The organism is Vreelandella sp. 2A-K22, from assembly GCF_054065485.1.
On record NZ_JBSUGC010000002.1, the window covers coordinates 324,839 to 337,448 of the forward strand.

Annotated in this window: 13 protein-coding genes; 8 read left to right on the forward strand and 5 right to left on the reverse strand. The window is 57.0% G+C overall.

Annotated features, from left to right (window positions below):
- Positions 1 to 7 precede the first annotated feature (7 nt).
- Together ACW17M_RS03810 and ACW17M_RS03815 are read right to left on the reverse strand one after the other, a co-directional pair.
- On the reverse strand, positions 8 to 901 hold the full coding sequence (locus tag ACW17M_RS03810; protein WP_009286431.1) for a DMT family transporter: 894 nt from the start codon (positions 899 to 901) through the stop codon (positions 8 to 10).
- Positions 902 to 1,189: 288 nt separating this feature from the next.
- A complete protein-coding gene (locus ACW17M_RS03815) occupies positions 1,190 to 1,387 on the reverse strand; it encodes an addiction module protein (protein ID WP_457546983.1) in 198 nt (65 codons plus the stop codon).
- A gap of 374 nt (positions 1,388 to 1,761) precedes the next feature.
- Between ACW17M_RS03815 and ACW17M_RS03820 the strand changes: the two genes are divergently transcribed.
- Genes ACW17M_RS03820 through ACW17M_RS03845 form a run of 6 tightly spaced genes read left to right on the forward strand, consistent with a single transcriptional unit; the run spans position 1,762 to position 6,667 of the window.
- Positions 1,762 to 2,544, forward strand: coding sequence for a DUF3450 domain-containing protein (locus ACW17M_RS03820; RefSeq protein ID WP_457546925.1), 783 nt, complete (start codon positions 1,762 to 1,764; stop codon positions 2,542 to 2,544).
- Positions 2,541 to 3,887, forward strand: coding sequence for a MotA/TolQ/ExbB proton channel family protein (locus tag ACW17M_RS03825; protein WP_022523854.1), 1,347 nt, complete (start codon positions 2,541 to 2,543; stop codon positions 3,885 to 3,887). Before ACW17M_RS03820 ends, ACW17M_RS03825 begins: the two co-directional genes overlap by 4 nt.
- Position 3,888: 1 nt before the next feature.
- The gene (locus ACW17M_RS03830; protein ID WP_342585154.1) at positions 3,889 to 4,431 is read left to right on the forward strand and encodes a MotA/TolQ/ExbB proton channel family protein; all 543 of its coding nucleotides are present in this window, start codon (positions 3,889 to 3,891) and stop codon (positions 4,429 to 4,431) included.
- Positions 4,424 to 4,831, forward strand: coding sequence for an ExbD/TolR family protein (locus ACW17M_RS03835; RefSeq protein ID WP_342585155.1), 408 nt, complete (start codon positions 4,424 to 4,426; stop codon positions 4,829 to 4,831). The genes ACW17M_RS03830 and ACW17M_RS03835 overlap by 8 nt, the downstream gene beginning before the upstream one ends.
- Entirely contained in the window at positions 4,828 to 5,598 is a 771-nt protein-coding gene (locus tag ACW17M_RS03840) for an energy transducer TonB (protein ID WP_138801514.1), read from the forward strand. The genes ACW17M_RS03835 and ACW17M_RS03840 overlap by 4 nt, the downstream gene beginning before the upstream one ends.
- Positions 5,599 to 5,602: 4 nt before the next feature.
- Entirely contained in the window at positions 5,603 to 6,667 is a 1,065-nt protein-coding gene (locus ACW17M_RS03845) for a tetratricopeptide repeat protein (RefSeq protein ID WP_342585156.1), read from the forward strand.
- Positions 6,668 to 6,685: 18 nt separating this feature from the next.
- Here ACW17M_RS03845 and xthA read toward each other — a convergent pair whose 3' ends face one another.
- Both xthA and ACW17M_RS03855 read right to left on the reverse strand, forming a co-directional pair.
- Positions 6,686 to 7,513 carry an exodeoxyribonuclease III gene (xthA, locus tag ACW17M_RS03850; RefSeq protein WP_041158331.1) on the reverse strand — a complete coding sequence of 276 codons (828 nt, stop codon included), beginning with the start codon at positions 7,511 to 7,513 and terminating at the stop codon, positions 6,686 to 6,688.
- Entirely contained in the window at positions 7,513 to 7,770 is a 258-nt protein-coding gene (locus tag ACW17M_RS03855; RefSeq protein WP_342585158.1) for a hypothetical protein, read from the reverse strand. Before ACW17M_RS03855 ends, xthA begins: the two co-directional genes overlap by 1 nt.
- Positions 7,771 to 7,914: 144 nt before the next feature.
- On the opposite strand from ACW17M_RS03855, the gene rhlB reads away from it, so the two are divergent.
- The gene (gene rhlB / locus ACW17M_RS03860) at positions 7,915 to 9,189 is read left to right on the forward strand and encodes an ATP-dependent RNA helicase RhlB (protein ID WP_457546926.1); all 1,275 of its coding nucleotides are present in this window, start codon (positions 7,915 to 7,917) and stop codon (positions 9,187 to 9,189) included.
- Positions 9,190 to 9,194: 5 nt separating this feature from the next.
- Positions 9,195 to 11,324: an ATP-dependent DNA helicase DinG gene (dinG, locus tag ACW17M_RS03865; protein WP_022523846.1), complete on the forward strand. Its 2,130-nt coding sequence runs from the start codon at positions 9,195 to 9,197 to the stop codon at positions 11,322 to 11,324.
- Positions 11,325 to 11,362: 38 nt separating this feature from the next.
- Here dinG and ACW17M_RS03870 read toward each other — a convergent pair whose 3' ends face one another.
- Complete coding sequence (locus ACW17M_RS03870) at positions 11,363 to 12,439, reverse strand: 3-deoxy-7-phosphoheptulonate synthase (protein WP_022523845.1); 1,077 nt, start codon at positions 12,437 to 12,439, stop codon at positions 11,363 to 11,365.
- Positions 12,440 to 12,610: the final 171 nt, after the last annotated feature.

Sequence of the window (12,610 nt, forward strand, 5' to 3'; positions counted from 1 at the left end):
GAAACGGCTAGCGGTTATTCAGATAAACCCCGCAAGCGGTGACTGCAAAGCCAATCATGGCTAACGGGTGAAGTGTTTCGCCAAGAATCACAAAGGCCATAAGGGCGGTCATGCCGGGTATTAGGTAGAAGAGGCTGGCCACTTTGCTTGCCTCGCCGCGACGAATCATGACGTATAGCACGCTGATGGCTCCAATCGAGTTCACAAGGCTCATCCAGCTTGTCGCGAATAAGAAAGTAGGCGTGACTTGGAAGTACAGGTCTTCAAGTATATGGGCTGCAACAAATGCAAAGGTTGCTGCGACACTCAGTTGAATGAATCCACCCGTACGTAGATCCATGCTTGTACAAAATTTCTTCTGGTAAAGCGTGCCCAGCGTGATACCAAGTAGGGCGAAGAGAATTGCGATATAGCCCCCGACCGTTGCCTCCCCAAAAGAGAACTTTTCCGAAACGACCAACACAACACCTGCTAGACCAATCAGAAGGCCCACCCATTGATGTTGCTTGATGCGTTCAGAAAGAAAAACACTGGCGCCAAGTGCAACGAAGATGGGCATTGTGCCGACAATGAGTGCCGAAACTCCCGCGCTCACACCGAGATTGATGCCGGTATAGAGCCCCGAAAATTGCATTGCTTGAATCAGCAGCCCGACAACCGCAATGTGGCCAACCTCCTTCCACGTTTTTGGCCACGGTGCGCGTGTTGCAACGGCGACCATAAGTAGAACCAGGGCGGCACTAGCGAAGCGCAGAAAGATCATGGTGTACGGGCCGACAAAGGGCAGGGCTGCTTTGCCAGCCACGTAGCCAGAGCTCCACATAACGATGAAAAGCAAAGGCAGCCCTAGGGCGGTCACGCCTGGGCGAAAACGAGGGATTGTGGTTGTATTTGATGTCATTGGAATCTCTCCTTAGTGGGTTTGTTACCAAGGAAAGGCTAGTGAGATCCAATGATTATGAATAATGAAGATTTGGCCAGGGATACTTTACGAAACGTAATGGATGAGGAACGGCAGAGGCGGATCATCGACCGCTAAGTGACCTACTGCGAGCGAGAGCGCGCCGATATTAATGTACGACGTCGTGATACGACTATTCATCTAGGTGGTAATAACGTGATGACCACGCTGCGGCTTCTATCGCTTCCTGTGATGCTTCTTCCAGTATTCTCACTGCCCGCACTGTTACTAACCTAGCCTCTCGCGAATCTGCTTTCGGGACTCTTCACGGCTCAGCAAGGTGGCATTGCCGCTTCTGGCTTTGAAGGCGCGCTGACTGATTTCTTCGTTCCAGGCTTGTTCAACGGAATTATCGCGTGGGTCGTTCAGGCTCATAATAAGCTCATGAGCCAGTGCTGCTCGCTCCGATCCTGAAAGTGGCGAAATCTGGGAGCGTAGCTGATTTAGGGTCTGTTAACGTTCTGCCTTGCCGTGAATAAAAACGGGCACCAGCGCGGCCGTGAGTGAAGCGTCAACAGACCCTAGTGTTTCGGCAGTCATAGGGCATTTCCGAGTAACTATCTAATGGTGCTATCCCCATTCAGAGACCCTCGCAAGGTGGTCAGTAGGACGCCGGTCATGATGGAGGAGAGTGCTTCCAGCGGCAACGAAATCGACTGATTGTTAATGATAAATATTGTCATTTATTCTATTAGTGGTAGGCTATGACCCGTAAAAGATAAACGCAAATCGTTCTAATACCTAATTAGTTTCTAGTTGGGCGGTGCTCGCCGCCCGCTACTCAGTGACGGAGAGTCGACGTGCTGAACAGGCCTTTCTTTGCCTTGCGTGGATGGTGGCTAGCGGGAGTGCTGGCCAGTGGCACGCTGATGGCAAGTGAACAAGCAGTGGCTCAAGCGGCCGAAAGTGTCGAAGCCCAGCAAACCCAGGCAGCGCTTCAGGAGCAGATTGATGCTGCCGATGAACAGACCCGGGAGCAGTTGGAGGAGTTGCGCCGTTTGGAGCGCGAAACCCGCCAGTTGAAGGCTGATAACGCCTCTCTGTCCGGGCGCTTGGCGGAAGAGGCCGAGCGTCAGCAGCGTTTGGCGAAGGCGCTGGATACGCTGGAAGAGACCCGCGCAGCGCTGCCCGTGATCGAACAGAATATGGCCGAGCAACTGAGCGGCTGGATTGAGCGTGACCTGCCGTTTCTACGTGAAGAGCGGTTGGCGCGGGTTGAGCGTCAGCCAGACGAGCAAGGTCAAAACACTATCGAGCGTATTAATGGACTGTTAGAGGCCTGGCGCGTTGAGCTCGATTATGGTCAGGAGATGGACAGCTGGCGGGGGCGTTTAAGTCAGGATGGTCGCGAACGCGAAGTGGATTTCTTGCGCATCGGGCGTATCGGCTTTTATTACCTAACCCCCGATGGCCGTGAGGGGGGTGTTTGGAGTGCTGAGAACGGCGCATGGCAGCCGCTGGATGACGAGTACCTGCGTGAAGTGCGCAGTGGGCTGCGTATGGCGGAAGATCAGCGCGCCCCTGATCTATTAACCTTGCCGCTCTCGATCAGTGCCAATGACCTGCAGGGAGAGCAACCATGAGTCGACTAACACTCCGTCAACTTGGCTATGTCTGTGTTGTATTGGGACTGGTAGCGGTAAGTGGTATATCAATGGCGCAAACCGAAAGCGCTACTTCTCTGCGTGAAGCCCGTGAGGCTGCTGAAGCGCGAGACCAGCAGCGGCTAATGAGCTTTCTGGATGACCAGCAGGCGCTAGAGTCCGCGCTGGAGCAGGCGCGCGCGGAGCACGAAGATGTCCAGCAGCAGCATGAAGCACTACAGGCGCAGCAGGCAGAGCAAACAGATCAAGCCAGCGAGCTGAGCGAGCGCCAGGCAGAGCAGGGCGAAGCGCTCTCGGGTCTGCTGGCCAATCTTGCCCGACATAGCTCAGAGATTCGCAACACGCTTGGCGAACAGAGTCTGCTAACCCTTGAGGAGGGCTCGCTGCCGCCGCGGTTGGATGAAGTGGAAGTGCTTGAGCGCCATCAGTTGGAAAACGTGGTGGATCGCTTGGCAACGCTAACCGCGCGCACCGGCCGTGCCGAACGGCTTTCAATGCCAGTAGCCGATGCTAACGGCGAGGTGGCCGCCCGCGAGTTGGTGCGGTTGGGCGATTTTGCGGCCTTTACCGAGAACGAGCTTTTAGAGCGCGGTGAAAATGACGGCAACCTAGTGGTTCTGCCGCGTACCCCCGATGCCATTGGCGGGGTACTGGCGGATTACTACCAAGGCGAGAGCAGCGTCTTTGCCATTGATCCTACCCAGGGCAGCGTGCTGGAGGCCTTGGCCCAGCAACCCAGTCTATGGGAGCGTTTCCAGCAGGGCGGCTATGTCGGCTACGTTGTCGTGGCGCTGGGTATTCTGGGTATGATCATCGGTCTGGGGCAGTATCTCTATCTAGTGCTGGTTAGCCTGCGCGTAAAGCGTCAGCGGCAATCCCTCGATCAGTTGCGGGACAATAACCCGTTGGGGCGGGTGCTACTGCGCTTTGAAGGCATGGATAAACATCAAACTCCGGAGGCGCTGGAAGCGCGGTTGGATGAAGCGGTGTTGGCCGAGTTGCCCAGGTTGGAACGCAGCCAGCCGATGGTGAAGCTGCTTGCCGCGATAGCACCGTTGCTCGGCCTGCTGGGCACGGTAACCGGCATGATCGTAACTTTCCAAGCGATTACCGTGTTTGGCACCGGCGACCCGCAACTTATGGCGGGCGGCATCAGTCAGGCACTAGTGACCACCGTACTAGGTCTGATTACCGCCGTGCCGCTGTTGTTTGTACAGACCGCTCTGGCAGGCCGCAGCCGTTACTTGACCCACGTGATTGAAGGGCAGGCGAGCGCGACACTGGCAGATCATCTGGAATCTCACACGCCCGTGGTGAATTAACATGTCCACTCTTCCTCTCTGGCTCGAACCCGTTGAGCGCTTAGTAGAGGCGGGTGGCGCGGTACTGGTAGTTTTGGCCGTCGTGGCCGTACTGGTGTTTGCCATGGCTATGGAGCGCTGGTGGTACTACCGGATTACTTGGCGTATAGCACGGCGTCAACTGTTACGCCGCTGGGCAGCACGTAGCGACCACTCCAGTTGGAGTGCCCGGACACTGCGTCATGTGTGGGCCGAGGCGCTGGTCGCCAGACTGCGCAAACCCTTGCCGTGGTTAAAGCTGTTAGTCGCGCTATGTCCGTTACTGGGGTTGCTAGGCACCGTGACGGGCATGATTAGCGTCTTCGATAGCCTTTCGTTGAGCGAGACCCATCAAGCCCGCGCTATGGCAGACGGGGTCGCCCGGGCGACGCTGCCGACCTTGACCGGCATGGCCATTGCCGTAGTAGGGCTGCTATTTATTAGTCGTTTAGAGCACGTCATCCGTCGCGAAGACCAGCGGCTGCATGATCGCCTGGCGCGGGCACTGGAGGAGAGTGATGCGTAGACGTCGTTCCATAGATGCGACTGCTGAGAGCAACGAGGTGAATCTTACCCCGATGCTTGACGTGGTATTTATCATGCTGATTTTCTTTATTGTGACTACCAGCTTTGTCAAAGAGAGCGGTGTCGAGATTGAGCGGCCGGAATCCAGCGCCGCCACCCCGCGCCCGGATGCCCAAGTGCTCGTGGCGATTTCACCCGAGGGTGCAGTGTGGGTAGATGGCAGTCCCGTGGATGCCCACCGGGTCGGCCAGCAGGTAGCCGATATGCTAAGTGATGATGGCTCGGTGGTTATTCAGGCGGATCGCGAATCCACCACGGGCTTGCTGATCGAGGTGATGGATCGCCTACGTGAGGCGGGCGTTGACCAAGTGGCGGTGGCGGCGAGTCGGAGTGGGCCATGATGCGCCACTTGCTGTCGTTATTGGGAGGCGTCGTGCTGGCGGTGGGCTTGTTCTGGCTACTTGCCCAGCTAGTGGCTCCCCCTGAGCGGGAGCCCGAAGAGCTGACCATGAGCATGGCGATGACCATGATTGAAGCGCCGGAGGTGGCCCCTGAGCAGGAGGCGCCCACGCCTCAGCCTGTTGAAGCGGCACCCCAGCAAACGCCGCCGCCCATGCCTGCACCCGAGCCGCCCCCGGTAACGGAAAGCACTATTAGTCTGCCTGAAGTGGAGCTGCCAGATGAGCCCGTCGAGCCGGTTGAAATGGACAGCGAACTCCCGGAGCTAACGGAAGTTAAACCGGAACCCCGGCCCGAACCTACTCCTGAGCCGAGACCAGAGCCGACCCCGCAACAGCAACCTGTCGAGGCAGCTCCTAGAGCAGCCCCTGCGTCAGTGGATTCTGCACCCGCCGTGCGCGAAGCTGCCCCGGAAGCTCAACCAGCGCCCTCTAATGAGCCGGTGAATGTGGGCCAAGTGACACCGACGAACCAAGTTGGTCCAAATTACCCACCCCGTGCCCAGCGCCGAGGTATGGAAGGCTTTGTAGAGGTGGCTTTTACGATTCGGCGTGATGGCAGTGTCGACAGCTCTTCTATACGGGTTACCAGCGCGCAGCCGCGTCGGGTGTTTGATGATGCCGCGCGGGAGGCGATTGCCAAGTGGCAATTTGAACCCAGTGATCGGTTACGCAATGCCACCCAGCGGATCGAGTTTGAGTTGAGGTAGCCGTATGAAGCGTCTTTTATGCATTCTATTACTCAGCGTTTGGCCTCTCTCATCACAGGCCAGCCCTGCGCTACAAGGTGATGTGATTGCTGACCTCAATGCGCTGCAAAGCCAGTTAAAAGAGGGCGCGTTGCCTCAGGTCGTTGAGCGGGCAACGGCCCAGGCTGAGCGGTTGGCATCCGGCAACCAATCGGATCAGTGGGCCAGTGCGCTCTATCAGCAGTTGGCGGCAGGTGCCTTGGCGCGTCAGGATCAGCACGCTGCGGCAGCGGATCGGCTGGCGATTGCCCGTGGCTTAAACGGTGTGGATAGTGTCCAAGCAGCCCGTTGGCTACGTGAGGAGGCCTCACTGCGCCGTGCTGCCGGTCAGCGTGATCAGGCCATTGAGTTACTCAGTGAGTGGCTAGCCAATCAGCAGGATATTGATACTACCTGGCAGTTAATCCGCCTGCTGGCGCAACAGGAGCGTTGGCAAGACGCCGCCGACTGGCTAGAGCAGGCGCTTAATGAGACGCCAGAGTTAAGCGGAGCACAGCAGACTCTGGCGCTTGCTGTGTATCGCAATGCAGGGCAAGGCGATCAGGCATTGGGCTGGCTGCTGGATGGCTTGAATGCGCAAAGCGACGCCGCCGATTGGCGCCAAGCCGCCGGGCTTGCTCAACAGGCTGGTCAGTCAGGGGTAGCCGCTGCCCTGTGGGAGACGGCATGGCAATTAGGTAAGTTGACCGAGCAGGAAGATTTCTGGCTGTTGATTCAACTTCATCTCGCCGGCGGAACCCCCGCTAGAGCGGCAGAGCACCTAGAGCGGGCGTTGAATGAGGGCGATATAGTTCGCGATGAGTCCCATCTGCGTTTGCTTGCCAACGCTTGGCGGCAGGCTAAAGACGTTGAGAAGGCCCTGAATGCCTGGCACACCTTAGCGCTGCATACGCAAGCTGCCGCCGACTGGCGAGCCTATGGTCAACTCGCTTACGCCTGGGGTGAGGATGGGCAAGCGAAACAAGCTTTTGCCCGCGCCTCGTCGCTAGGTGACGATGAGGCGGAGCAATGGCTGGCCAGCTTTGACTAGAAAAGACTGCGTAGAAAACTACGCCTTAAGCGTGAGAGCGAAGTCACTCCAGGTAGGCGCGTGATCAGAGGGGCGTTCCATACCACGCAGGTCATAGTCGATGCCAGCGGCAGTAACCTGATCGGCTAGCGCCTTGGTGACTAGAATATAGTCGATACGCAGGCCGCGCTTGGGCTCCTGGTTAAACCCTTTTGAGCGGTAATCAAACCAGCTAAAACGATCATCGCTTTGTGGATAGCAGAGGCGATAGCTGTCGGTAAGTCCCCAGGCTTTAATGCCTTCGAGCCATTCGCGCTCAATGGGTTGAAAGCTGGTTTTGCCTTCGCGCAGCCAGCGCTTGCGGTTAGCGTCGCCAATGCCAATGTCCTGATCTTCCGGCGAGATATTAAAGTCGCCCATGATCGCCAGCCGCTCGTCGGGACGGTGCTGTTCGTTGAGCAATCGCGCTAGCTGGCCATAAAAGCGCTCTTTATGGGGGAATTTGGTCGGGTGAGTAACGTTTTCGCCCTGAGGAAAATAGCCGTTCCATACCGTCACGGCTTCTCCATCCTCTGCGATCAGACGAACGCCGATCATGCGGCGCTGAGCGTCTTCCTCATCATCGGGGAAACCGTAAAAAATCTCTTCGGGTGCCTGGCGGCACATTAAAGCGACGCCGTAATGGCCTTTTTGGCCGTGATAAAAAACGTGGTAGCCCATGGCTTCCACGTCGGCAAGCGGGAACTCGCTGTCCTGCACCTTGGTTTCCTGCAGCCCAATTACGTCCGGCTGCTGAGTGTCGATCAACGCCTGTAACTGGTGAAGCCGTGCTCGAATGCCATTAATGTTGAACGAGACCAAGCGCATTACGAGTCGTCCCCCTTAGGTTTGTTAGCGTCGCTGCTCGATTTGTCAGGGTGTATAGCAATATCCTGCCCGCTCTGCTGGCGAGCGAGTTTTCTCACCGCCTGCAGTTTGCGCTGCTGCTGCTTTTTCGCTACAAAACGGCGCGAAGGGGCCACTTGGTCGGGATTGTCGTGGCGCCATTTTTTATAATCTTTCCGCCGGCCGGTACGAATTGTCACCTTATCGGCCAGTGAACGAGTTTTTTTCTTACGCGTCATGTCGCGCTCCTTACGTCGATTTGACGGCTATTCTAACAGGCCTGGGGACTCCTTCGACAGCAGGACGCGCTCTTATCGCCAAGCCCTGGTACAATGCGCACTTCGTGATGCCAACTTCCACAGCAATGGACAGATAGACAGCCTATGAGCGAGTCGGAACAGACCACAGCCCCGGCCCAGAATCGCAAGCCAAAACGTCGCCGCCGTAAACCGCGTCGTCGCCAGTCGAACTGGGATCTTCGTCAGTTTCAGGTGCCCGCCGTGGCCGGTAAGTGGCGCTTTCATGACTTTGATCTGCCGCTGCCCTTAATGCGCGCTATTCATGCTCAAGGGTTTGAGTACTGCACACCTATTCAAGCGGAGGCCCTGCGCCAGACGCTATTAGGTGGCGACATTGTCGGCAAAGCGCAAACGGGAACCGGTAAAACCGCAGCCTTTTTGATCTCTGTGATGGCCTACTTCCTGGAAGAGCCAACACCCAACGGTCAAAAGCCAGGTGCACCGCGTGCCTTGATTATTGCGCCCACCCGCGAGCTGGCGCTGCAGATCGAAAAGGATGCTAAAGCGTTAGCGCGTTTCACGCAGCTCAATGTGGCGAGTGTGGTCGGCGGTATGGACTACCAAAAACAGCGTGACAGCCTGGGCAGCAAGATCGATATCCTGGTGGCAACACCTGGGCGTCTGTTGGATTTCCATCAGAAGCGCGATATCGACCTCAATGAAGTCGAAGTTTTGGTGTTAGATGAAGCCGACCGCATGTTGTCGATGGGCTTTATCCCCGATGTGAAGCGGATTATTCGCTACACGCCGAAAAAAGAGGAGCGCCAGACCTTCCTCTTCTCGGCCACCTTTACCGACGACATCTTGAATCTCGCCAGTCAATGGACGCTTGATCCTGCCCACGTTGAGATCGAAGTCACCGTTGAGAATCAGGCGGATATAGATCAGCGTGTGTATTTGGTGTCTGATGACGACAAGCAGCGCTTGCTGGTTAATTTGCTTCAGCAAGAGAGCTTCGAGCGTGTGATGGTCTTTGGTAACCGTCGCGATTTAGTTCGCAAACTTGACGACCTGCTCAAAAAAGCCGGTGTCAGTGCGGCGATGCTGTCGGGCGATGTGCTTCAGAATCAGCGTATCAAAACCCTGGAAAGCTTCCGCGAAGGCGAGATTCAGGTGTTGGTCGCCACTGACGTTGCAGGCCGTGGGATCCATATTGAAGACGTTAGTCACGTCATCAACTACACCCTGCCGGAAGATCCGGAAGACTACGTACACCGTATCGGTCGTACCGGTCGCGCTGGTGCTAAGGGTGTGTCGATTAGCTTCGTCGGCGAAGAGGATGCCTTCTCGCTGCCGGAGATCGAACGCTATATCAACGACAAGCTGCCCTGCGTGCATCCGCCGGAAGGTATGCTCTAAGCCGCATGCTCGATACAGCCCTCAAAAGCGAGATTCAAGACGCTTACCGTCGCGTGGTGGACACCCTTGAGCTGACCCCACGCTACGGTCAGCGCATGATGATCGCCGAAATCGCCCGGACGCTGGGCAATATAGAGAGCGACGACGAGGGTAAGCGCACCAGCGATACCCATGTCTGTGTGCTTGAAGCGGGTACCGGTACCGGTAAAACACTGGCCTATCTGATCGCCGCCTTACCGATCGCGAAAGCGCGGGGCAAGCGGCTGATTATTTCCACGGCCACGGTTGCTCTTCAGGAGCAGGTGCTGAATCAGGATCTACCCTCGTTGGCCAGTCATAGCGGCATTGCGTTTCGCTACGCATTAGCCAAAGGGCGTGGCCGCTATGTGTGCGTGGCACGTCTGGATCAGGCGCTCGAAGGTACTGAACCCAACCCGACGCTATCGCTGTTTGAGCAGTCGCTGCAAACACAAAGTAGCGACTTCACCGTGATTGCCAGTGATATGGCGCAAGCTTACGGTCAGGGCGAATGGGAAGGGGATCGTGATAATTGGCCTGAGGCGATTGAGGATGCCCACTGGCGGCGGCTGACGGTTGACCATCGCCAGTGCACGGGTAGGCGCTGTGGGCACTTCGGTGCCTGCGCGTTTTTTCGTTCCCGTCGAGAGCTTGAGAACGCTGACGTTATTGTCGCCAACCACGACCTCGTGCTGGCTGACTTGGCCTTGGGCGGCGGCGCTATTCTGCCCGACCCAGCGGACTGCATCTTTGTCTTCGACGAAGGCCACCACCTGCCCGAGAAAGCGCTTTCCCACTTTGCCCACCGCTTTGCGGTGCATGGCTGCTTGCGCTGGCTGAAAACGCTGAGAAGCAGTTTGACCGACCTTCACCAGGCGTTGGCTATTCAGCCAACGGTGTCGCGGCTTTTAGTTAGCTTGCCGGAGCTGATTCATAACCTGGAGCCCGCACTGGGCGACGTGTTTAGTATGGGGCATCAGTTGGCGGAGCGGCCAAACGGTTTGGCTGACGAAGAGGCCACTCATCAATCGCGTTTTGAGAAGGGCCAAGTGCCCGATGCCCTGCGGGAACAGGCGCAGCAGCTATTGGTGATGTTTGCTTCACTGTCGCGCTGCCTCGAGAGTATCAGCGATATTCTGCGCGAAAGCCTTGATCCCGATAAACAGACCGGCCTTGATCGTGAGCAGGCAGAAACCTGGCTGCCGCTCGTTGCGTTGCTTCATGGGCGGGCGTTAGAGGCGCATGCATTGTGGCAGGCATTCAGTGAGCAGGATGTTGCTAATGAGGCGCCCAGCGCTCGCTGGATTACCCTAAGCCGTGTAGCGGGGGAGCCGGAAGTTGAGTTTTCGGCTAGCCCCGTTTCAGCCGCACATACCCTGGCCAAGCATTTATGGGGGCGTTGCCATGGGGCGGTGGTCACCTCGGCAACGTTGACTGCGCTGGGGCGCTTTGAACGCCTGCAAGAGCGTGCAGGCTTGGCGAATCGCTACCGCTATCAGGCGCTGCCGAGCCCCTTTGATTACGCCAATGCCGTGCTGCGAGTGCCTAAAGAGGCCACTGACCCTGGCGATAGGGAGGCCCATGAACGGGCGATTGTGACGTTTGTCTCGCAGTTGGCCGACCAAGAGGCGGCGCTGGTGCTGTTCTCTTCCCGCGCCCAGCTGCGTGCGGTGGATAAAGCGTTGCCAGCGAGTGTGAAGGAGCGCGTGCTCGCTCAGGATGCGCTGCCTAAGCGAGAGCTTATCGAGCGCCATCGGGCAGCGGTGGATAGGGGCGAGGGCAGTATCATCTTTGGCTTGGCGAGCTTTGCTGAGGGTATCGATCTTCCCGGCGACTATTTGACGCACGTGGTGATTACGCGGTTACCCTTTGCGGTACCCGACGACCCAGTGGGTGCTACGTTAGCGGAGTGGATAGAAAGCCAGGGCGGTAATGCGTTTATGCGCATTAGCGTGCCCGATGCGTCTATTAAGCTGGTGCAAGCCTGTGGGCGCTTGATTCGCAAAGAGAGCGATCGTGGGACGATCACCTTGCTGGATAAGCGGGTGATTACCCGCCGCTACGGACAAGCACTGCTGGATGCACTGCCGCCATTTCGGCGTGAGATTAGTCGCTAGAACGTCATGAACAACCCCGCCGTAGCGGGGTTGTTGACTTACTTGACGATGCGCTTGGCCAGTGTGGCGGCAAGTTTATCGTTCATGCGGCTGAAGGTCTCCACCGTGGTATCCCAGTCGATGCAGGCATCGGTAATGGAGACACCATACTGCAGTTGGCTAAGGTCTTGGGTAAGTTTTTGATTACCCCAGCCAATGTTGGATTCAACCATCAGGCCGATAATGGAAGTGTTGCCTTCCAAAATCTGGTTGGTGACGTTCTCCAGCACCAATGGCTGTAGCGCAGCGTCTTTGTTGGAGTTGGCGTGGGAGCAGTCGATCATTATGTTGGGTGAGAGCTTGGCTTTTTCGAGCTCTTTCTCCGCCAGGGCAACGCTTACACTGTCGTAGTTGGGCTTGCCGTTGCCACCGCGTAGAACGACGTGGCCGTAGGCGTTGCCGCGGGTGCGAATAATGGCTACCTGGCCCGCTTGGTTAATGCCCAGGAAATTGTGCGGGCTGGCCACGGACTGAAGCGCGTTAATCGCCACGTCCAGGCTGCCGTCGGTACCGTTTTTAAAGCCGACCGGGCAGGAAAGGCCGGAAGCCATTTCCCGGTGGGTCTGGGACTCGGTGGTACGGGCGCCAATCGCTGACCAGCTGATGCAGTCCTGCAGGTATTGGGGAGAAATGGGATCCAGTGCTTCTGTGGCTAGCGGTAAGCCCATTTCGGCCAGATCGACCAGCAATTTACGGGCGATATGCAGACCCTCATCGATCTCAAAGGAGTCGTTGAGGTGCGGGTCGTTGATCAGGCCTTTCCAGCCGACCGTTGTGCGCGGTTTTTCAAAATAGACACGCATCACGATATACAGGCTATCGCTGACCTGGTCAGCCAGCTCACGAAGGCGGCGGGCGTAGTCGAGGGCGGCTTCCACATCGTGGATTGAGCATGGACCGACCACTACCAACAGTCGCGGGTCATTGCCATCCAGGATATTCTGAATGGTTTGGCGACCTTCGATCACGGTGCGCTCTGCCGCCTCCGTTAACGGCACGGCATTCTTGAGCGCTTCTGGCGTGGTGAGAACGTCTTGAGCGAGGACGTTAAGGTTATTAACCTGCTGTTCTGGCATCTTGCTACCTGTGCTTTGCGTAATGACTGAAAAAGTAAGGGGGCGATAAAAGTGGCACATACTATCGCTCGCCGAGCAGGTAAAAATCAATTGCTGCGGAACTATAGCGGCATTAAAAGTGTCAGCCGCACGGTTTTTGCGAAAGGCGGTAAGCGCTTGATGCGTTGCGCG

Bases quoted from the DNA above. Each gene is read 5' to 3' on its own strand.
- ACW17M_RS03810 (WP_009286431.1), bottom strand. From the start codon at position 901: ATGACATCAAATACAACCACAATCCCTCGTTTTCGCCCAGGCGTGACC.
- ACW17M_RS03825 (WP_022523854.1), top strand. From the start codon at position 2,541: ATGAGTCGACTAACACTCCGTCAACTTGGCTATGTCTGTGTTGTATTG.
- ACW17M_RS03830 (WP_342585154.1), top strand. From the start codon at position 3,889: ATGTCCACTCTTCCTCTCTGGCTCGAACCCGTTGAGCGCTTAGTAGAG.
- ACW17M_RS03835 (WP_342585155.1), top strand. From the start codon at position 4,424: ATGCGTAGACGTCGTTCCATAGATGCGACTGCTGAGAGCAACGAGGTG.
- ACW17M_RS03840 (WP_138801514.1), top strand. From the start codon at position 4,828: ATGATGCGCCACTTGCTGTCGTTATTGGGAGGCGTCGTGCTGGCGGTG.
- ACW17M_RS03845 (WP_342585156.1), top strand. From the start codon at position 5,603: ATGAAGCGTCTTTTATGCATTCTATTACTCAGCGTTTGGCCTCTCTCA.
- xthA (WP_041158331.1), bottom strand. From the start codon at position 7,513: ATGCGCTTGGTCTCGTTCAACATTAATGGCATTCGAGCACGGCTTCAC.
- ACW17M_RS03855 (WP_342585158.1), bottom strand. From the start codon at position 7,770: ATGACGCGTAAGAAAAAAACTCGTTCACTGGCCGATAAGGTGACAATT.
- rhlB (WP_457546926.1), top strand. From the start codon at position 7,915: ATGAGCGAGTCGGAACAGACCACAGCCCCGGCCCAGAATCGCAAGCCA.
- dinG (WP_022523846.1), top strand. From the start codon at position 9,195: ATGCTCGATACAGCCCTCAAAAGCGAGATTCAAGACGCTTACCGTCGC.
- ACW17M_RS03870 (WP_022523845.1), bottom strand. From the start codon at position 12,439: ATGCCAGAACAGCAGGTTAATAACCTTAACGTCCTCGCTCAAGACGTT.